Origin of the sequence: Streptomyces sp. BV286 (assembly GCF_019090165.1) — a bacterium.
In the GTDB taxonomy this organism is placed as follows: Bacteria; Actinomycetota; Actinomycetes; order Streptomycetales; family Streptomycetaceae; genus Streptomyces.
This window is the reverse complement of sequence record NZ_JAHRIB010000143.1, coordinates 115,517-133,764: the sequence shown is the minus strand read 5'-3', so window position 1 is coordinate 133,764 and position 18,248 is coordinate 115,517. Positions and strand designations below refer to the sequence as shown.

Below are 18,248 nucleotides of genomic sequence, written 5' to 3'. Positions count from 1 at the left end.
TGGTGGCAGGCAGGATGACCCCATGACCACACCAGCTGCAGTGATCGTGGATGCCGCCGCCTACGCGCAGGCGGTCGAAAACGCGGTGAAGGCCTCCGCCGCGTACTACACGGGCGGCACATCGCCCATGGACGACGACACCTACGACCGGCTGGTGCGCGCCATCACCACCTGGGAGACGGGGCACCCCGACCAGGTGCTGCCCGACTCCCCGAGCGGCAAGGTCGCCGGTGGTGCGGTGGAAGGCGATGTGCCGCACACGGTGGCCATGCTCAGCCTGGACAACGTGTTCTCGCCCGACGAGTTCACCGCCTGGACGGCGTCGCTGGCCCGGCGCATCGGCCACGACGTGGAGCGGTTCAGTGTCGAGCCGAAGCTCGACGGCCTGGCGATCGCCGCCCGCTACACCCACGGCCGCCTGGACCGACTGATCACCCGCGGGGACGGGACGGCCGGGGAGGACGTCTCGCACGCGATCGGCACCGTCGAGGGTCTGCCCGAAGCCCTGACCGAGCCCGTCACGATGGAGGTCCGCGGTGAAGTACTGATGACCACAGCCCAGTTCGAGCATGCCAACGAAGTGCGCACCGCGCACGGCGGACAGCCCTTCGCGAATCCACGCGGCGCCTCGGCGGGCACCCTGCGGGCCAGGGAGCGCGCCTACACCGTGCCGATGACGTTCTTCGGGTACGGCCTGCTGCCCCTGGCCGACACGGACACCGAACTCGCCGGGCGGCTGCGCGAGCTGCCCCACAGTGAACTGATGGCCCGCGCCGCCGAGCTCGGGGTGAACACCACCGCGGGCACCGCCGTTCCCAGTACCACCGCGGACACCGCGGAGCAGGTCCTGGCCCGGGTGCAGGAGATCGCGGCGTTGCGCGCGAGCCTGCCGTTCGGTATCGACGGGATCGTCATCAAGGCGGACCTGGCCGCCGACCAGCAGGCCGCCGGATCCGGCACGCGCGCTCCACGATGGGCGATCGCCTACAAGCTGCCGGCGGTGGAGAAGATCACTCGGCTGCTGGAGGTGGAGTGGAACGTCGGCCGCACGGGCATCATCGCCCCCCGCGCCGTGCTCGAACCGGTCGTCATCGACGGGGCCACCATCACCTACGCCACCCTCCACAACCCTGCCGACATCACCCGGCGCGACCTGCGCCTGGGCGACCACGTCATGGTCCACCGCGCCGGTGACGTCATCCCCCGTATCGAGGCACCCGTCGCCCACCTGCGCACCGGCTCCGAACAACCCATCGCCTTCCCCGAAGTGTGCCCGCGGTGCGGCGCCGGCATCGACACCAGTGAGCAGCGCTGGCGCTGCGAGAACGGCCGCAACTGCCATCTGGTCGCCTCCCTCTCGTACGCTGCCGGCCGCGACCAGCTCGACATCGAAGGTCTCGGCCACACCCGCATCATCCAGCTCGTCGAAGCCGGACTCGTCACGGATCTCGCGGATCTGTTCACCGTCACACGCGACCAGCTCCTGAGTCTGGAACGGATGGGTGAGACGAGCACCGACAACCTCCTCGCGGCGATCGGGACCGCCAAGGGAAGACCGCTGTCGAGGGTCCTGTGCGCACTGGGTGTGCGCGGCACGGGCCGCTCGATGTCCCGCCGCATCGCCCGTCACTTCGCCACGATGGACCACCTCCGCGCAGCCGACGTCACGTCGATGCAGCAGGTCGAGGGCATCGGCACCGAGAAGGCCCCGTCCATCGTCGCCGAGCTCACCGAACTCGCCCCGCTCATCGACAAACTCGTCGCCGCCGGGGTGAACATGACAGAGCCCGGTGCCACTCCGCCGAGTCCGGCGGCCACCGATGACGCCACGGACGACACGCAGACGGCGCAGGGCTCGGAAGACTCCGAACCGACGGGCGGGCCACTGGCCGGCATGACGGTGGTCGTGACCGGCGCGATGACCGGGGCGCTGGAGAAGCTCAGCCGCAACCAGATGAACGAACTCGTCGAACGCGCCGGCGGCCGCTCCTCCTCCAGCGTCTCCAAGAAGACCACCCTGGTGGTTGCCGGAGAGGGAGCCGGATCCAAGCGCGCCAAGGCCGAGTCCCTCGGCATTCGCCTGGCCACCCCTGAGGAATTCGCCACCCTGGTCAGCGAGCATCTCGAATAACCCGCGTCCCCGGGCGGCGACACGTCGCGATCCGCGGCTCAACTGGCGTACGGCCGGCGGCCGGTCGGCCCGTCGGACCCGGCCAATGAGTTCGACCTCGACCAGCAGCTCGGGGAGCGCGAACCGCGGGGCCGACCGGGCCTGTGCACAAGCAGAAGACGAAACACTTAGGAGAATCGATGCGCACCCTGATCAGCACCGCCTTCGTCTCGCTCGACGGCGTCGTGGAAGCCCCGGGCGGCGAGGCCGGCTACCGGAACGCGGGATGGACCTTCAAGGACGTGGAGTTCCTCCCGGACGCGTTCGCCATCAAGGGCCGGGAGCAGCAGGAAGCCACCGCGATGCTGCTGGGCCGGACCAGCTACGAGGCGTTCAGTCCTGTCTGGCCGGACATGGAGGACTTCTCCGACTACAAGGCGATGCCGAAGTACGTCGTCTCCACCAGCCTCACCGACGACGACCTGGTGCCGAACTGGGGCCGGACCACGATCCTGCGCTCGCTCGACGACGTCGCCGCGCTGAAGGAGACCGAGGGCGGCCCGATCATCATCCACGGCAGCGCCACCCTCAACCGCGGCCTCTCGGACGCCGGCCTGATCGACCGTTACCACCTGCTCGTCTTCCCGCTCCTGCTCGGCGCGGGCAAGCGTCTGTTCAGCGACACGGACAAGGACACCCAGAAGCTGCGGCTCGTCGAGCACGAGGCGTACGCCAACGGCCTGCAGATGAACGTGTTCGACGTCGTCCGCTGACGATGCCCAACGCCCGCAGAACCGGCTGCCTCGGGACGAACGCCTTGGCACGGAAGCCTCGGGACGGACGCCTTGGGGAGAGTGCCCCAGTTCACACGTCGGGCGGCGCCGGGGGCGGAACAAGCCGGGCTGGTTGACCGTTCATCCTTATGTGGCTGCGGAGGGGACAGTGTCCCCGGGCCTCACCCATAGCCCATGGGGACGATCGTTCGGCTGAAGCCCCATGGAGCCCTCCGCCGAGAGGCGACCGCCCCTCCGCAGTCCACCGCACACGGCCCCGGCTGGTCTCCCCCGTCCAGTCGGGGCTTTCTTCTGTGCAAGGCCGGTTTCTTTCACCCTGCCAGCGTCCGCCGGGGCTGCGGCGGGCGGAACGGGCAGCTTCCCGCAGGCCTCGCCCCGGAGCCGCTGGCGCGGCACGGGGCCGCTGGCGCGGGGACGGTGCCGCTGGCGCGGGACGGGGCCGCCATGACAGGCTCTGCGTCGCTCGTGAACAGGCCGTGGGTGAGGGGAACTCCGTGGACACGCAGACGTGGGACGCGCTGGTCGCATCGATGAAGAAGGCGTACACCGCGGATCTGGCCCAGGGGACGGTGCCCCGCCCGGTCATCATGCCGCTGGTGCGCGGCGAACTGGTCGGACTCGTCTGGCTACGCGCCACAGAGCCCGGCGAGGACGCCATGACCGGGATCGTCGAGCTCTCCAACGTCGCCGCTGCCGCCGAAGCCGACGAGGTCGTCCTCGCCTGGGAGACCAACGAGGTCGCCACCGCGTGCCGGCTTCCGGCCACCGGCCCGACTCCCTGCCTGAACCTGGTACACGCCACCAAGGACGGCCACGTACTGCACCAGCTCCCCTACACGCACCAGCCCCTGGATCCCTCACTCGGCGGTCCGGCCCCGGCCGGGCCTCTGTGGCTCCCCGCTCTCGGGCCGCACCCGGACGCTGAACTCGCCCCGCCGATCCAGGCCGCCCTCACCTACTCCTTCACCCCGCTGGAACTCGACCACCCCTCGCCCTTCGGCGTCACCGTCCTCCTGATGGAGGACGACGGCTACACCATCCACCTCACCGACACCTTCACCCCTTGACCAGGCGTACCGCGCAGGCGACCGGGCGACCTCACACAAGGGCGAACGCCGATTGCCGTTGTCGTCCCGCCGCAGCGGGGTATACGGAGCTGTGCACGGACCGCATCACCGCTCCCGCCACAGGAGAAGAGCCATGGCTGGCATTTTGAACAAGATCAAGCAGTTCGCCAGGAGCCCGCAGGGCCGGCGCACCATCGAACAGGCGCGCCGCGCCTCCGCCGATCCGCGCCGCCGCGCACAGGCCCAGCGGCTCCTGGGAAAGCTGCGCGGACGACGCTGACCCCGGCCGCGGCCCGCCCTCGGCCGCCGACGTCACCCGGCTGCTCGTCGGTAGCCACTCCGATCGGAGCAGCCGGGGGCCGCCGAGCGACCTCGTACACGGTTCTCCCCACGCAAAAACCCCATCCGCAGAACGCGGATGGGGTTTTGTGGAGCGCCGGGCAGGCCTTGCACCTGCATTTCCCCGCAGGAAGCGGGGCGTCTTTCCTTGGACCACCGACGCGAGACGCATCAGCCGACTGGCCGTGTGCTCAAGATCAAGTGTAGCAGCCTCTGACGGCCCTCGAACCGCACCGTGACGGGCGGTCAGAATCACCTAGGACAGGACCACGGCGAGACGCTCGGCGCCCGGCCCGGACACGTTCTTCAGCCCGGCGGGCCGCCCGGTCGTCACGAGCAGCAGGTCCCCCACGGGGCCCCGGGCCTCGTCCGGGCCCTTGCCCGCCGACCAGTCCGCGTCCGTCGCCACCAGCCGAACCCCCTGCAGCCGCTTGCGGGCCCCGTAGAACGGGCTCGCCACCACGTGCCCGATCGCCGCGACCACCTGTTCCTCGGGCATCGCGCGCTCCTTTCCGAGGGGACGCGCGATGTCCTGCCCGTGGACCAGGAAGTCGACGAGCGGATCCAACGGCGCGGCCATGGGAGCACGGCGGTCCGAACCCGCCGTTTCACGGATCTGCCCGATGAGTTCCGCCGCGCCGAATCGGCCTGCCCGCTCCCGGGCGAGGTCGAACTCCATCCGGTCCCAGTTGCCGCGTGCCCGGACGACACCCTTGATCATGTCCGGCCATCCGGTGCGCGTGGACAGGGTCAGATGGGCCGCCACGTCGTGCACCGTCCAGCCGGCGCAGAGCGAGGCCGACTTCCAGTCGTCGTCCTCGAGACCCTCGAGGAAGTCGGCGACGCTCAGCCGCTCGTCCCTCGTCCAGGAGAGAACTCGCTCACGGTCCATGCCCGATTCTCCTCACGTGGCGTGCGGACCGAAGCAGGGGCCGCACCCTCCCACCGCCATCCGATTGCGGCGGTAACGCTGTAACGACCCGGGTCCGCGGGCAAACTGATCGACCCGGCCACTGTGACCCACGCCACTTCCGAACGGACGGCAGGGGCAACGCGGCTCGCGGGCCATCTCCGCCGCGAGCGCTCCCGTCCGCGCTGCCACAAGCACTCCCGTCCGCCCCGCTTCATGCCTACGGCTCGTCACCAGTGCGTACACGGGTAGTCGTTCGACCCGGAGCCGACGCAAGACCGCTCAGAACAATGGCCCGTTTGCCGACGGCGGAGGCGGATACCCGGACCTCATGGCTGGATCGAACAATAAAACGACGAACGGACAGTCGCCCACCGCGCATGCGCGAGCGGCGAAGAAGACCGTGACCGAAGGTGCCGCGGCACCGGCGAAGGAGTCACAGGAGGCTGCCACCGAGGCGGTGAAGAGCGCCGGGGATGCTGCCGGGGCCGCCGGCCGCGGCAGCAAGGAAGCCCTGGTGAACCTCAGCGGAGCCGCATCGCAGAAGGCCAGGGAAACGGCCAAGGTGGTGCAGGGCACCGTCTCGACGGCCGCCCAGCAGACGGTCGGGAAGGCCGGCCTCGCCTGGACGCTTCTGAAGGCCAGGAAGGTCGTGGCAGCCGCCGCCGGCGCGGGGGCCGCCACCGTGGTCGTGTGCTCCTACACGGTGGGCCGTCGTGCCGGTCTGCGGCAGCGCGGTCCACTCTCCCGCCTCAGCGGTGGCCGTCTCTGAGAGACGACGCCCTCTGGGCACCTGCTCGCAGGCCCGTCGGAGCCCTCGGCTCCGGCGGGCCTGTTCGCGCGCGGCCGCACTCTCCCGGGTACGGAGGGGCTCGGTTCCACATGGTTCCACGGGCACCGCGCGCCGAGCCTCGTGCCCGGCGTCCACCCCGTGTATCGGGGCGACGGTTACCTGTGCGTCGGGACGACGGTCACGCGGTCCGGAACCTGATCTCCCTGCTGTGCGTCGTTACGGGCACGTCGTGCGCTCAGGACCTGGAGCGAGGACGCATCCGGGACGGACGGTCAGGGCTTGGTGGAGCGAGTGAGCGGCAGTGGGACGACGGGGCCGAGGACCGGGACGCTCCTGCGGTGGCGGCCCGTCCTCCGGCGTCGTCCGAGGCCGGACACGGGAGGTTCTTCGCGCTGGGCCCGTGGGCGGGTGCTCGCGGTGTCGGCCGTCCTGACCGCTGCGCTGCTGGCGTTCCACTCCGCGGTGCCCAACACGGTCGGCCGCTTGGGCAGCCTGCTGGAGACGTTTCTGCCCTGGCTCGGTCTGGCCGTGCCCCTGCTGCTCGTATGGGCGCTACTGCGCCGCTCGGTGACCGCGCTGGTGGCCCTGCTGCTGCCCGCAGCTGTGTGGGGGCACCTGTTCGGCGGACGGTTCCTGGCCGAGGGCCGGGGCGCACACGATCTCACCGCGGTCCAGCACAACGTCAGCGACGAGAACACCGACCCGGCGGGCACCGTCGGCACCCTGCTCGAGGGTTCGCCGGATTTGGTCGCGCTGGAGGAGCTGACACCTTCCGCCTTGCCGGCCTACGAGAAGGCGCTGGCAACCACCCACCCCTATCACGCGGTCGAGGGGACGGTCGGGCTGTGGTCGAAGCATCCCCTGTCGGCCGCCCGGCCGGTGGACATCAGGCCTGAGGGCATCGACGAGAGTTGGAACCGCGGGCTGCGGGCCACCGCACGCACCCCATGGGGCGACATCGCGGTGTACGTGGCCCACCTTCCCTCGGTCCGGCTCGGGTGGAAGGGCCTCGATTCCGGTCGGCGCGACGAGAGCGCCGGGCTGCTGGGGGCGGCCCTCGCGGACGAGAGGCTCGACAGGGTGATCCTGTTGGGCGACCTCAACAGCACGGTGGACGACCGGGGTCTGGACCCGGTCACCTCCCGGATGGACTCGACAGGGCGGGCCTTCGCCTTCAGCTGGCCCGCGTCGTTCCCCGTGTCCCGGATCGACCACGTCATGGCCCGCTCCGGGACCGTCACGAACGTACGGACCCTGCCCGCCACCGGCAGTGACCATCTGCCGGTCGCCGTGGACATCGGCCTCGACCGCGCCTCCGGCAGGGACCGCGGACGATGAGCCCAGGGCGCTGACGCCCAAGGCGGTGACGCCCAGGGTGGCAACGACGGTCGTGCGCCGGGCCGCCAGGCCCTCAGGTCTGCCGCAACGGCTCGTACGCCTCCGCACCGACGCCGAACGTCCAGGCCACGCCCTCACGGGCCGTGCGGGTCGTCGGCGGCACCCTCAGCCAGTAGGTGCGGCTCGTACCGTCCGGTTCCGGCGTGGAGTTGACGACCTCGACCATCACGACATCCTCGTCGCCGACGAGTTCGACCCGCCACAGCACCCCCGTCTCGTCGCGGTGGACTGGAACCGCGCCGGACTCGTCCAGATACCGGTCGTAGCCGTAGTGCTCCAGCATCACCCGGCGCAGTTCGGCGTTCTCCTCGCCGCGGATGCGCTCGGGGGTCAGATGGGTCAGTTCGTCGAGGAAGTCCCGCGGAACGGGCATGCCCCGCCAGGCGTACAGCTCGAATCCGTCCCCGTAGGCGAGCGCCGGGCCGTCGCCTCGGTCCAGCCTTCCGGCTTCGTCACGGTGCAGGGTCAGGGGGCGTTCGCTGACGACCGCCGCCTTCTCGTAGGGCCACCACCAGCCCGCCTCGCGTGCCACCGCGGCCAGGCCCCCCAGGGGACTGTCGTCCCCGGAGTCGAACGCGCACAGCCAGGCCGCGTCGTGCTGGCCCAGGGCCGCGTCCAGGAGAAGCAGGCGGACCTGGGTCTCCTCCCGGCGGTCGTCGGCGAGTTCGTCCACGATCCCCGCCCGTACCCGGTCGACCAGGGTGCGGGTCGACTCCCACAGGCCCGCTCCCGTGGCGCGCCAGTGGCCACTCCATCCCGTCGGTCCCAGCTCCTCGTGCAGCCGCGCCCGCGCGGCGGCCCAGGGCGCCCTCAGCACGGCGTCGCGGACGCTCGCACCGAACGGGTCCGCCTGCGAACCGGCCGACCGCTCCGCCGTCATGAGTGTCCGCACCGCCTCGCGGGGCGAGCTCGTCCACACGATGAGGCCGGGCGCGGCCAGTCCGGCCTGCCGGTAGGCGAGTCGTACGCCCTCCTCGGCCGCCGCCCGGTCACCCGGTCCTGTCGCCGCTGCCGCCGTCCGCCAACTGCCCTGGTCCATCGATCCCGTTCCTCTCCCGAATCCTGTGCCGGGCCGCACCCGCGTGCCGTCGCCCGGTCCTGCGCTTCGCCTGTCCGCTCCGGGACCCTGAGCCCTGGTGCCCTCTCCGCGTCGGCCCACGTCCGCGCTGCGGCCGGGGCGGCGGGGTTGCGTCCTCGTCAGTCGGCGACGATGCGCACCGAACCCGGCACGTACTCCCGTTGCCGGATCACCCGGTACCAGCCTTTCGGGAGCGAGATCGCCGCGTGCTCCTCGTGTACGACACGGGCTCCGTCGGGCACATGCAGCAGCATCGGCCCGAACAGGCCGGCCTCCCGGATCAGCCGTCCCGGACCGACCACGGCATGGGCGTGGCCGGTGACTTCGCCCAGTGCCAGGACGAGTCTGCCGCGGCCGTCGCGCGGTTCGGACACCGCTCCGGCCGCGTGCTCGGGCACCGCGCTCTCGGCCAGCGCCACGATCAGGACGTCTCCTTGCCGGTACATGGGTCTCCTCCCGATGTGGCACACCGTGTGCCATGAGAAGGACCGTAGAGGCGGGCACTGACAATCGCCTTCGCCGGCAGGGTCACCGCGCCCGGCGCCGTACGTGACGTGTCGACCCGGCCTTGTGCGGCGGGGCAGTTGGGCGACGAGAGGGCCCCCTGTCCACAGCGCTGTCAGTGGCGCTTGGTAGAACTCCGTTACCTGGATGCGGTCGGCGCGCACCGGGATCAGGGCCTCGACCGCCGATCCACCGACCTCAGCACGAAGGAGCGGGCGCGCATGACCATCGGTAGCCACCTCAAGGAGTTCCACGGCCTGCCGGCCTTCACCTTCCCGGGAGTCGGTGACACGTCGCCCGAGGCGCCCTCGCTTCCCTCGCCCGAGTCCGTGGCCTGGCGCATCGGGGTGGACGCCTACGACGCCGAGGAGGAGTGGGAGGAGGCCTTCGCGCGCTTTCTGGACTCCGTCGACACCGAGCGGGTGCGCGCGCTGATCGTGGGCGCGTGGAGCGAGGCGTACGAAACGGCCCCCGACGAACTGATCAAGGCGCTGGTGGCGGCCCGGGACCGGCTGCCCGCGCTGCGCGGCCTGTTCTTCGCCGACATCGTGATGGAGGAGTGCGAGATCTCCTGGATCGTCCAGGGCGACATGGGCCCGGTCCTCGAAGCCTTCCCCGGCCTCGAGGAGTTCGGGGTCCGCGGCGGCAACCAACTGGTGTTCCCGGCCGTCCGCCACGAGCGGCTGCGGAAGCTGACCGTCGAGACCGGCGGGATGCCCGCCGAGGCGGTGCGCGGCGTCGCCGCCAGTGACCTCCCCGCCCTCGTCGAACTCGATCTGTGGCTGGGCACGTCCGAGTACGGGGGCGACGCCGACGTGGCCGACCTCGAGCCCGTCCTCGCGGGGACCCGGCTGCCCCGCCTCACCCGGCTCGCCCTGCGCAACAGCGAGATCCAGGACGCCATCTGCACCGCACTCGCGTCCGCGCCCGTGGTGGCACGCCTGGAGGAGCTCGACGTCTCCATGGGAGTGCTCACCGACGACGGCGCGACCGCGCTGCTGACCGGTCAGCCGTTGACCCACCTCAAGAAGCTCGACCTGCACCACAACTACCTCAGTGCGGCCCTGCGCACACGGCTTCTGGAGACCCTGGAGCCCGCAGGTGTGCAGGTCGACGCCGACCAGGACGACGCCGAGTCGGACGAGGACTCAGACGGCGAGGTCTGGCGTTTCGTCGCCGTGGGCGAGTAGCGCGCGAAGTCCGGACGAGGGGAGGGAAACGGCATGGGCCGCAGTGGAACGGCGGACGCACCGCCGAAGTGGGTGGTCGTCGCCAACGGGGACAACCGAAGGGTGGGCCTGTTCACCGCGGCCGCCGAAGCCGCCGGGCACGGCACGCCCCGGGTCGTCGAGTGGCATGACGTACTGCGCGAGGGCGGACACGACTTCGCCGACGACGAGGTGGTCCGCCTCGACTCCCCGGGTGAGAAGGCCGAGGTGGACGCCCTGCTGCGGGGCATGGACGATCCGACGCGGGTGGAGGGTTCCGCACACTGGTACGCCCGCTTCCTCGACTGTGTCGCCTCGCTGCGTGGCGGCAGGCGCCTCGACGACCCGGCGGACCTGGCCGTGATGTTCGACAAGCGGCTCTGCCACGAACGGCTCGCGCGCGCCGAGGTGCCCGTGCCGCCGTCCCCCACTTCGGGTGGCCTCACACCGATCCGGGGCTGGTCGGACGTGCGGGACGTCATGGAGGCGGCGGGCATGAGGCGTGTCTTCGTCAAGCTCACCCACGGTTCGTCCGCCTCCGGTGTCCTGGCCGTCGAGAGCACCGCCTCGGGCAGGATCCGCGCCACGACGTCGGTCGAGCGCGCCGAGGACGGCCGTCTGCACAACTCGCTGCGGGTGCGCCGCTACACGACGGAGCGGGACATCGCCTCGATCGTCGACGCCCTGGCGCCCGACGGGCTGCATGTCGAGCGATGGCTGCCGAAGGCGTCACTCGGCGGCAGGTCGGCCGACCTGCGCGTCGTGGTCGTCGACGGCCGTGCCACGCACGCCGTGGTCCGCACCAGTCGCTCTCCCCTGACCAACCTCCATCTCGGCGGCACGCGGGGTGATCTGGCGGCCGTACGGGCGCTCGCGGGCGACCGGTGGGCCGCGGCCCTGGAGACCGGTGAGCGGGCCGCTGCCTGCTTCCCGGGCACCCTGTGCGTCGGCGTCGATCTGCTGCCCGCCATCGGCTGGCGCCGCTTCGCCGTCGGCGAGGTCAACGCGTTCGGTGACCTGCTCCCCCGCCTGACCGGTCTGCCGGGCAGCGGGGCGGAGGGCCTGGACACGTACGCCGCACAGGTCGCCGCGGCCGGAGCCTTCCTCCGCGGCCCCCGTCCCGACCGACCCTCGACAGGCAGGCAGTCCGGCCCGCCCGCGTCACCGCACGACCTGCCAAGGACAGCCCATGCCCCAGCCTGACCCAGGCCCCGCACCGTCCCCGACCGACGCTCCTCCTGCCACCACCGACTCCACCGGTACGGCTCGCACGCCCGACGCCCCGGACATGAACGAGGTGGTGGGGCGGGACGACCTGCTGCTGCTCACCCTGGACACCCTCCGATACGACGTCGCGGTGGAACTCGCCGCCGCCGGCCGCCTGCCCCACCTGGCCGCCCACCTCCCAGGCGGCACCTGGGAGAAGCGGCACGCCCCCGGGAGCTTCACCTACGCCTCCCACCAGGCGATGTTCGCCGGTTTCCTCCCGACCCCCGATGCGCCCGGTCCGCATCCGCGACTGTTCGCGGCCCGGTTCGCCGGCAGCGAGTCGACCGCGGACGGCACGTTCGTCTTCGAGACCCCGGATCTCGTGTCCGCCCTGGCCGCGCGCGGCTACCGCACGGTGTGCGTCGGCGGTGTCGGCTTCTTCAACAAACAGGGCGCCCTGGGCGGCGTCCTGCCCGGATTCTTCCAGGAGAGCCACTGGGAGCCGGAGTTCTCCGTGGCCTCACCGACCTCCTTCGAGGCGCAGGTCGCACGCGCCGAGAAGACGGTCAGGGAACTCCCTCCGGAACAGCGGCTGTTCCTCTTCCTCAATGCCTCCGCGCTGCACCAGCCCAACTGGTTCCACCTCCCGGGAGCGACCCGTGAGGCGGGAGACAGCCGCCTCACCCACGCCGCGGCGCTGGAGTACGTCGACCGCCACGTCGGGCGACTGTTCAGCGCGATGAGTTCGCGTCGCCGATGCTTCGCGATCGTCTGCTCCGACCACGGCACCGCCTACGGGGACGACGGTTACACCGGCCACCGCCTCGGTCACGAATCCGTATGGACCGTTCCCTACGGCCACTTCTTCCTGGAGCCGCCCGCATGACCGTCACTTTCACGGGCACCTCCGTCACGCTGCCCCGCCCGTACCAGAGTTATACGTACGCGTACCCGCACAAGACCGCCTACCGGCCCCTCGACCCGGAGCCCCGGCTCGCGGACCTGTGGGCCGGAGAGTCGCGGCAGTCGCTGTCGCTGTACCTGCACATCCCGTTCTGCGAGATCCGCTGCGGCTTCTGCAACCTCTTCACCCGCATCGGCGCCCCGGACGATCTGACGAGCCGGTACCTGGACGCGGTGCGGCGCCAGGCCGCCGCCGTACGCGAGGCCCTGGGCGACGAGGAGCCCTCGCGGTTCGCCAACGCCGCTTTCGGCGGCGGCACTCCGACCTACCTGGAGGCCGCGGAGCTGGAGCGGCTCTGCGACATCGCCGAACAGGAGATGGGCGTGGACCTGCGGGCCGTCCCGCTGTCCGTGGAGGCATCGCCCTCCACGGCCACGGCCGACCGGCTGGCCGTGCTGGCCGAGCGGGGCACCACGCGCCTGAGCCTCGGCGTGCAGAGCTTCGTCGAGGAGGAGTCACGCGCCGCAGTACGCCCGCAGCGCAGGGACGACGTCGAGGCGGCCCTGGCCCGCATACGCGAAGCCGCCGTCCCCGTCCTGAACATCGACCTCATCTACGGCATCGACGGCCAGACGGCCGCCAGTTGGCGGTACTCCCTCGACGCGGCCCTGTCCTGGCGCCCCGAGGAGATCTACCTCTACCCCCTCTACATACGCCCGCTCACCGGACTGGGCCGCCACTGCGACCCCCGGGCGGCCGACCGGCAATGGGACGAGCAGCGCCTGCGCCGCTACCGGGAGGGCCGCGACCATCTCCTCTCGCACGGCTACGAGCAGGTGTCGATGCGCATGTTCCGGCGGACGGACGCACCACCGCAGGGCCCGGACGACTACGCCTGCCAGACCGACGGCATGATCGGCCTGGGCTGCGGCGCCCGCTCGTACACCTCCCGGCTGCACTACTCCTTCGACTACGCCGTGTCGATGCGGGAGATCCGCGGAATCATCGACGCCTACACCGCCACCGTGGACTTCTCACGCGCCCTGCACGGGAGGTGGGTCGACGAGGACGAGGCTCGCCGTCGGCATCTGCTGCAGTCGCTGCTCCAGGCGCAGGGTCTGCCCCTGGCCGACTACCGCCTCCGGTTCGGTTCGGATGCGTACGGCGACTTCCCGGTGGAGCTGAACACCCTCGCCGACCGCGGCTGGCTCGACGACGCCGTGCCGGAGCGGCTGCGGCTCTCCGCCGAGGGGCTCGCCCACTCGGACGCCATCGGCCCCGAGTTCTTCTCACCGGCCGTGCGCGACGCCATGGCCGCCTACGAGACGAAGTGAGCGCCCGGTGGACCTGACGCTGCTGTACCGAGGCCCTCTCGCCTCCTGCGACTACGACTGCCCCTACTGCCCGTTCGCGAAGCGGCGGGACACCACGACGCAACTGCGCGCCGACCGCGCGGCGTTGGGGCGGTTCACCGCGTGGGCACACGAGCAGGGCGACGACCGTCTCTCCGTGCTCTTCACGCCCTGGGGCGAAGGGCTGGTGCGCTCCTGGTACCGCCAGGCACTCGTGGATCTCTCGCACCGGCCGCACGTCCGGCGGGTCGCCATCCAGACCAATCTGAGCTGCCGCACCGACTGGCTGCGGGACGCGAATCCCGACACCGTCGCCCTGTGGTGCACGTACCACCCGGGCCAGACGCCCTACGAGCGCTTCCTGGCCAAGACACACGCGCTGGCCGGTCTCGGCATCCGTTTCAGCGTCGGGATCGTCGGCGTGCCGGACCACCTGGAGCACGCACGGCGGCTGCGGGCCGAACTGCCGCAGCACGTCTATCTGTGGGTGAACGCCGCCGAGGGACACTCCTACACGGACGCGCAGGCCGGCGAGTGGACCGCGCTGGACCCCCTCTTCCCGTTCAGCCGGCACCCGCACCGCTCGGCGGGCATGCCGTGCCGCACCGGCGATTCGGTCCTCTCCGTCGACGGTGACGGCACGGTGCGCCGCTGCCATTTCGTCCGCACCGACATGGGCAACCTGTACGACGGCTCCTACCGTGCCGCTCTCGGCCCGCGCGCCTGCCCCCGGGAGGTGTGCGACTGTCACATCGGATACGTCCACCTGGAGACCCTGCCGCTGTACGACGTCTTCGCGGGCGGCGTACTGGAACGCGTCCCGCGCGCGCTCCCCGACCGTCCGGCGCTGCCCCTGCTGCCTCTCACGTCTGTCACACGTCACGGCTGACGGTCACGGCCGGGCCGTCGTCGCCGGGCCGCACCGTCGTCGCCGGGTCGCGCCCTTGTCGCCGGGTGGCGCGGGCGCCCCGGCAGGCGGGATCCGGTGTCCGCGACAATGGGAGGCGGGTCGGCCGAGCGCACCGTCGTGCACGAGACTGTGATCCGTGAGCCCGCCCTCCGCTCACCGACACCGCTCCGCCGGACCCCGTCCGCCTCGAAAGGAACCGGCCACATGATCATCTTTGGCACCAAGGGTTACCTCTACCAGCTCGCGATACTGACACTGCTGTGCGGTCAGTGCGGCAACCCCGCAGCGCACACCCTCAGCAAGCGCGTCACGAAGTTCACCCTGTTCTTCATCCCGCTGTTCCCGGTGTCGACGAAGTACGCGACGCAGTGCACGTTCTGCGGCGCGCAGCACAAGATCGACAGGGAACAGGCGGAGCAGCTTCAGGTGCAGGCCTCGAGCGGCCCGGCGCAGGGACAGCCCCAGCAGCAGCCGTACCAGGGCTGACAGAGGCCGTGCGGGGCACGGCGCGCTCCCCGGGCGCCATAACTCGATGGCCCCCACGGACTGTCGTGCCCGATGATCGAGCCCATGGATGCCGTCGTTCAGCGCGTGCGCACGTCGTGGACGAAGAAGTCGCGCGGCGGCCCTGAAGCCGCCCGGAGGAATGCCGCGCCGACGGTCTTCCCGCTGCCTCCGGGGCTGGGCTCCGCAGTCCACGAGATCACCATGCGGGAGTCCGACGCCTTCGCAGCCCGAACTCAGGTCGCGGAGCTGTCGGCGGCGGGCGTGATCGTCCGCCGGGTCGACGGACTGCTGCGCGTGGACCCGCCGGAGATCAGCCTGTTCGGGATGCCCCGGCGAGTCCGGCGCCCTCCGGCTGTTCGTCTGGCTCCCGGCCAGTGGCTGCAGTGGCAGATCAACTTCCGGTTCGCCGGCTGCTGCGACGGGTCCTGGTCCTACCGCCTGGACACGTTCAACATCCTTTGGGGCTCCGCGGCGCCCGGGGTCTTCCTGGGCGTGCCGACGCGGCGCGTGGACGAGCGGGGCTCGCTGCGCTGACCGCCCGACCGAGGGCACGGGGCGCCGACGGGACCTGCCTTCTCGGCACACGGTCTCAGTCGCCGGTCCGCCGCGGACGGGGGCCAGCCCTCATCGTCCGCAGCGGTGCTCGAACTCGTTCACGGGCAACTGCCGTTCCACGGGGCAACGAATGTTACGCGTGAGAAACCTTGACGATCACTGTGGTCGGTGCCACGATTCCGGCGCCGCCATGTTTACGTAAACATGCCTGCCGACCCAACTCCGGCCATGATCGAAGCCGGAGCTTCGCGGACGGCAATGTTTACGTAAACATCGCGTAGGGATCGTGATGCAGGGAGGAGCTCAACGAGGCCTGTCGACGGCGAGCCGACGACGACGCCCGTCCGCCCGGCACATTTTCGACGGCTGCTCGGCAGCGCACAGGCTCCACCACTGTGCCGAGCCGCCTCTCCTGAAAGGCAAGACGATGCGCAGAACCCCCACCCGCTTCAGCCGCCGGCTGCGCGCCGCAGTCGTGGCCCTGGCGATCGCCGCGACGAGCGGCACGACCGTCGCCGCCGCCGGCCCCGCCCAGGCCGTGCCGGGCAAGGACACGACCGGGCTCACCAAGGACACGACCCAGTTCAAGGGCGTGAACTGGGCCGACCCCCGTGACAACTTCGCCGACGACCCCGTCGTGCTCTCCGGCCTCTCCACCACCGACAGCTACGCCAAGACCTACGCCAAGGCGAGTCGGGTGATCTCCGGCTTCCGCGCGAACCTCGGCGCCAACACCGTCCGGCTGCCCATCAACCCGTACACCGTGAACGGCTCCTACTGGAAGTCCTACCGCGGGGTCATCGACGCGGCCTCGGACAAGGGCTTCAAGGTCATCCTGTCCTACTGGGAGGGCACCGGCCCGCGCAAGGACGGCTTCATCGACGACACCACCACCTACTGGCCCATGTGGAACACCGTCGTCAAGGCCTACAAGAACGACAAGCGCGTCTACTTCGAGCCGATGAACGAACCGCACGGCTACACCGACACCGAGTGGGCGGACATAGCCGCGAAGTGGCTGAACACCTACCGGCACGTCCCCCGCAACCGCGTCTTCGTCAGTGGTGCCGGCTACAACGACCACGTCACGTCCGTCTGCGCCGACCCGCGCCTGAAGGGCACCTACCTGACGCTGCACCACTACGGGTTCTGGAAGGAGTACGCCACCTACGACCAGTGGGTGGCCGACCTCAAGGTGCGCATCGGTGACTGCGCCAACCGGACCGTCGCGGACGAGTTCGGCTCCCCGATGACCACCGGCTTCGACTACAACAAGCCGACCCCGGACAACAACTTCATCAACTACCTGCAGGCCGTCACCGACACCTTCCGTGAGCTCAAGATGGGCTCCGTCTACTGGCCCGGCCTGCGCACCGACGACACCTATTCGCTGCAGACCCTGGTCGGCGACCCCGCCCGGCCCCGCCTGGTGACCACCAACCAGTCCGGCGCCGACCGCCTGGCCTGGGCCTGGGGACGCGGCAAGCCCGTCCGCCCCTGACCGGACCCTCGGCACCCGCAGGACCCAAAGGCTCCGCTCCCCTCGTATCGGGAGCGGAGCCTCCCGCCGCACCCTCCCGGCGGGGGATGTCGGCGCCTCCGGTGCCCCGTGCGAACGCGTCCGCACTGTGCCGCGCACGGGCTGTTCGGGACGAGGAAGCAGCGGTACCCGGCCGCTCGAAGCGGTGATGTTCAGTCACCAGTTCGCCCGGCACTGTCCGGACCCGGAGGTCAAACGGCAGCTGGCCGAGGTCCGCTACATCGAGCAACAGCAGCAGAAAGTGGTCAACTGGCTGCTCCCGGGCCTCGTTTCGGTCCTGGAGACCACCATCGCGTACGAACAGGTGGCGGTCGACCTCACCGGCTGGGTGGCCCGCATGGAGCCGGACCCGTACATCCCTGAACGCGGATGTCGGTGACAGGCGGTGAAGCCGCGGTCGAGGAACGGCTGGCCGAGGAGAGGGAGGCGAAGGAGACACTGGCCCGCCTGGACGACTCCGACACCGACGACCCGAAGTTCCTGTCCGAGCTCGCCGCTCTGCGCACCGATGTGATGGCGCACGCACGGGCGGAGGAACGGTACGAGTTCATCCACATCCGCCGTACCGCGGACGCCGCGCGGCTCACGTCCTTGGCCAGTGGTGTCGAAGCCGCCGAGGCCATGGCGCCGACCCGCCCGCACCCGGGGACCGAGTCCGCGGCGAAGAACCTCGCTCTCGGGCCGGTCGCCGCCCTGGTCGACCGCACCAGGGACGCCATCCGCAAGGCCACGGGAAAGTACGGATGACCGGGAGGGACCAGGACCTCCGACAGCCCGGCCGCGGCATGCTTCGCCCGACGCGGCCGGGCGCCCGCCGGCTCCGTCCAGGGCCGCGGAGAGACGCCCGGTCTCTCCGCGGCCCTGCTGGTGTGGTGCCCTCCGGCGCGCGGGGGTCGAGGACACGGGCCCGAAGACGCGGGCCCGGGCGACCACCAGGCCCTCCGGTCCACGGGCCCGCCCGGTCGCTCCGTGACCGTCGTCGGCCGTTGCCGAAGGTTTGCGATCGATCAGATCATCGAAATGCTCCTGTGGCCCTCGCCGGGCTCCGGACGGGGGATACTGACCGGGAA

18 protein-coding genes and 1 pseudogene are annotated in these 18,248 nt (G+C 70.9%); 16 read left to right on the top strand and 3 right to left on the bottom strand.

Features of this window, described 5'->3' with window-relative positions:
* Positions 1 to 22: 22 nt before the first annotated feature.
* The 4 genes from ligA to KUF83_RS23025 all read left to right on the top strand — a co-directional run bounded on the left by ligA (position 23) and on the right by KUF83_RS23025 (position 4,251).
* A complete protein-coding gene (ligA, locus tag KUF83_RS23040; RefSeq protein ID WP_217456681.1) occupies positions 23 to 2,131 on the top strand; it encodes an NAD-dependent DNA ligase LigA in 2,109 nt (702 codons plus the stop codon).
* A gap of 179 nt (positions 2,132 to 2,310) precedes the next feature.
* Entirely contained in the window at positions 2,311 to 2,883 is a 573-nt protein-coding gene (locus KUF83_RS23035) for a dihydrofolate reductase family protein (protein ID WP_217456680.1), read from the top strand.
* A 515-nt stretch (positions 2,884 to 3,398) separates the two neighbouring features.
* Positions 3,399 to 3,971 carry a hypothetical protein gene (locus KUF83_RS23030; protein ID WP_217456679.1) on the top strand — a complete coding sequence of 191 codons (573 nt, stop codon included), beginning with the start codon at positions 3,399 to 3,401 and terminating at the stop codon, positions 3,969 to 3,971.
* A 133-nt stretch (positions 3,972 to 4,104) separates the two neighbouring features.
* Entirely contained in the window at positions 4,105 to 4,251 is a 147-nt protein-coding gene (locus tag KUF83_RS23025) for a hypothetical protein (RefSeq protein WP_217456678.1), read from the top strand.
* A 315-nt stretch (positions 4,252 to 4,566) separates the two neighbouring features.
* On the opposite strand, the gene KUF83_RS23020 is transcribed toward KUF83_RS23025, so the two are convergent.
* Positions 4,567 to 5,202, bottom strand: a complete 636-nt coding sequence (locus tag KUF83_RS23020) for a maleylpyruvate isomerase family mycothiol-dependent enzyme (RefSeq protein WP_217456677.1) — start codon at positions 5,200 to 5,202, stop codon at positions 4,567 to 4,569.
* A 349-nt stretch (positions 5,203 to 5,551) separates the two neighbouring features.
* On the opposite strand from KUF83_RS23020, the gene KUF83_RS23015 reads away from it, so the two are divergent.
* Positions 5,552 to 5,992: a hypothetical protein gene (locus tag KUF83_RS23015; RefSeq protein WP_217456676.1), complete on the top strand. Its 441-nt coding sequence runs from the start codon at positions 5,552 to 5,554 to the stop codon at positions 5,990 to 5,992.
* 354 nt (positions 5,993 to 6,346) lie between these two features.
* On the top strand, positions 6,347 to 7,351 hold the full coding sequence (locus KUF83_RS23010; protein WP_374106138.1) for an endonuclease/exonuclease/phosphatase family protein: 1,005 nt from the start codon (positions 6,347 to 6,349) through the stop codon (positions 7,349 to 7,351).
* Between the two features lie 73 nt (positions 7,352 to 7,424).
* On the opposite strand, the gene KUF83_RS23005 is transcribed toward KUF83_RS23010, so the two are convergent.
* Both KUF83_RS23005 and KUF83_RS23000 read right to left on the bottom strand, forming a co-directional pair.
* On the bottom strand, positions 7,425 to 8,450 hold the full coding sequence (locus KUF83_RS23005) for a DUF6745 domain-containing protein (protein WP_217456674.1): 1,026 nt from the start codon (positions 8,448 to 8,450) through the stop codon (positions 7,425 to 7,427).
* A 158-nt stretch (positions 8,451 to 8,608) separates the two neighbouring features.
* Positions 8,609 to 8,935 (bottom strand): hypothetical protein, encoded by a 327-nt coding sequence (locus KUF83_RS23000; RefSeq protein WP_217456673.1) that lies wholly within the window; start codon positions 8,933 to 8,935, stop codon positions 8,609 to 8,611.
* A gap of 279 nt (positions 8,936 to 9,214) precedes the next feature.
* Between KUF83_RS23000 and KUF83_RS22995 the strand changes: the two genes are divergently transcribed.
* The 10 genes and pseudogenes from KUF83_RS22995 to KUF83_RS22950 all read left to right on the top strand — a co-directional run bounded on the left by KUF83_RS22995 (position 9,215) and on the right by KUF83_RS22950 (position 17,925).
* Complete coding sequence (locus KUF83_RS22995; protein WP_217456672.1) at positions 9,215 to 10,183, top strand: STM4015 family protein; 969 nt, start codon at positions 9,215 to 9,217, stop codon at positions 10,181 to 10,183.
* 33 nt (positions 10,184 to 10,216) lie between these two features.
* Positions 10,217 to 11,404 (top strand): STM4014 family protein, encoded by a 1,188-nt coding sequence (locus tag KUF83_RS22990; RefSeq protein WP_217456671.1) that lies wholly within the window; start codon positions 10,217 to 10,219, stop codon positions 11,402 to 11,404.
* 85 nt (positions 11,405 to 11,489) lie between these two features.
* Positions 11,490 to 12,296 carry an STM4013/SEN3800 family hydrolase gene (locus KUF83_RS22985; RefSeq protein WP_217456750.1) on the top strand — a complete coding sequence of 269 codons (807 nt, stop codon included), beginning with the start codon at positions 11,490 to 11,492 and terminating at the stop codon, positions 12,294 to 12,296.
* Positions 12,293 to 13,648: an STM4012 family radical SAM protein gene (locus KUF83_RS22980; protein WP_217456670.1), complete on the top strand. Its 1,356-nt coding sequence runs from the start codon at positions 12,293 to 12,295 to the stop codon at positions 13,646 to 13,648. Before KUF83_RS22985 ends, KUF83_RS22980 begins: the two co-directional genes overlap by 4 nt.
* A 7-nt stretch (positions 13,649 to 13,655) precedes the next feature.
* Positions 13,656 to 14,555 (top strand): STM4011 family radical SAM protein, encoded by a 900-nt coding sequence (locus KUF83_RS22975; protein WP_217456668.1) that lies wholly within the window; start codon positions 13,656 to 13,658, stop codon positions 14,553 to 14,555.
* A gap of 225 nt (positions 14,556 to 14,780) precedes the next feature.
* A complete protein-coding gene (locus KUF83_RS22970; protein WP_217456667.1) occupies positions 14,781 to 15,062 on the top strand; it encodes a zinc-ribbon domain-containing protein in 282 nt (93 codons plus the stop codon).
* Positions 15,063 to 15,146: 84 nt separating this feature from the next.
* Entirely contained in the window at positions 15,147 to 15,617 is a 471-nt protein-coding gene (locus KUF83_RS22965) for a hypothetical protein (RefSeq protein ID WP_217456666.1), read from the top strand.
* A gap of 448 nt (positions 15,618 to 16,065) precedes the next feature.
* Positions 16,066 to 17,139, top strand: a complete 1,074-nt coding sequence (locus tag KUF83_RS22960) for a glycoside hydrolase family 5 protein (RefSeq protein WP_217456665.1) — start codon at positions 16,066 to 16,068, stop codon at positions 17,137 to 17,139.
* 178 nt (positions 17,140 to 17,317) lie between these two features.
* Positions 17,318 to 17,542 (top strand): annotated as a pseudogene (locus KUF83_RS22955) (hypothetical protein); the annotation flags it as partial.
* Positions 17,543 to 17,553: 11 nt separating this feature from the next.
* Positions 17,554 to 17,925, top strand: coding sequence for a hypothetical protein (locus tag KUF83_RS22950; RefSeq protein WP_217456664.1), 372 nt, complete (start codon positions 17,554 to 17,556; stop codon positions 17,923 to 17,925).
* The last annotated feature ends 323 nt before the right edge of the window (positions 17,926 to 18,248 follow it).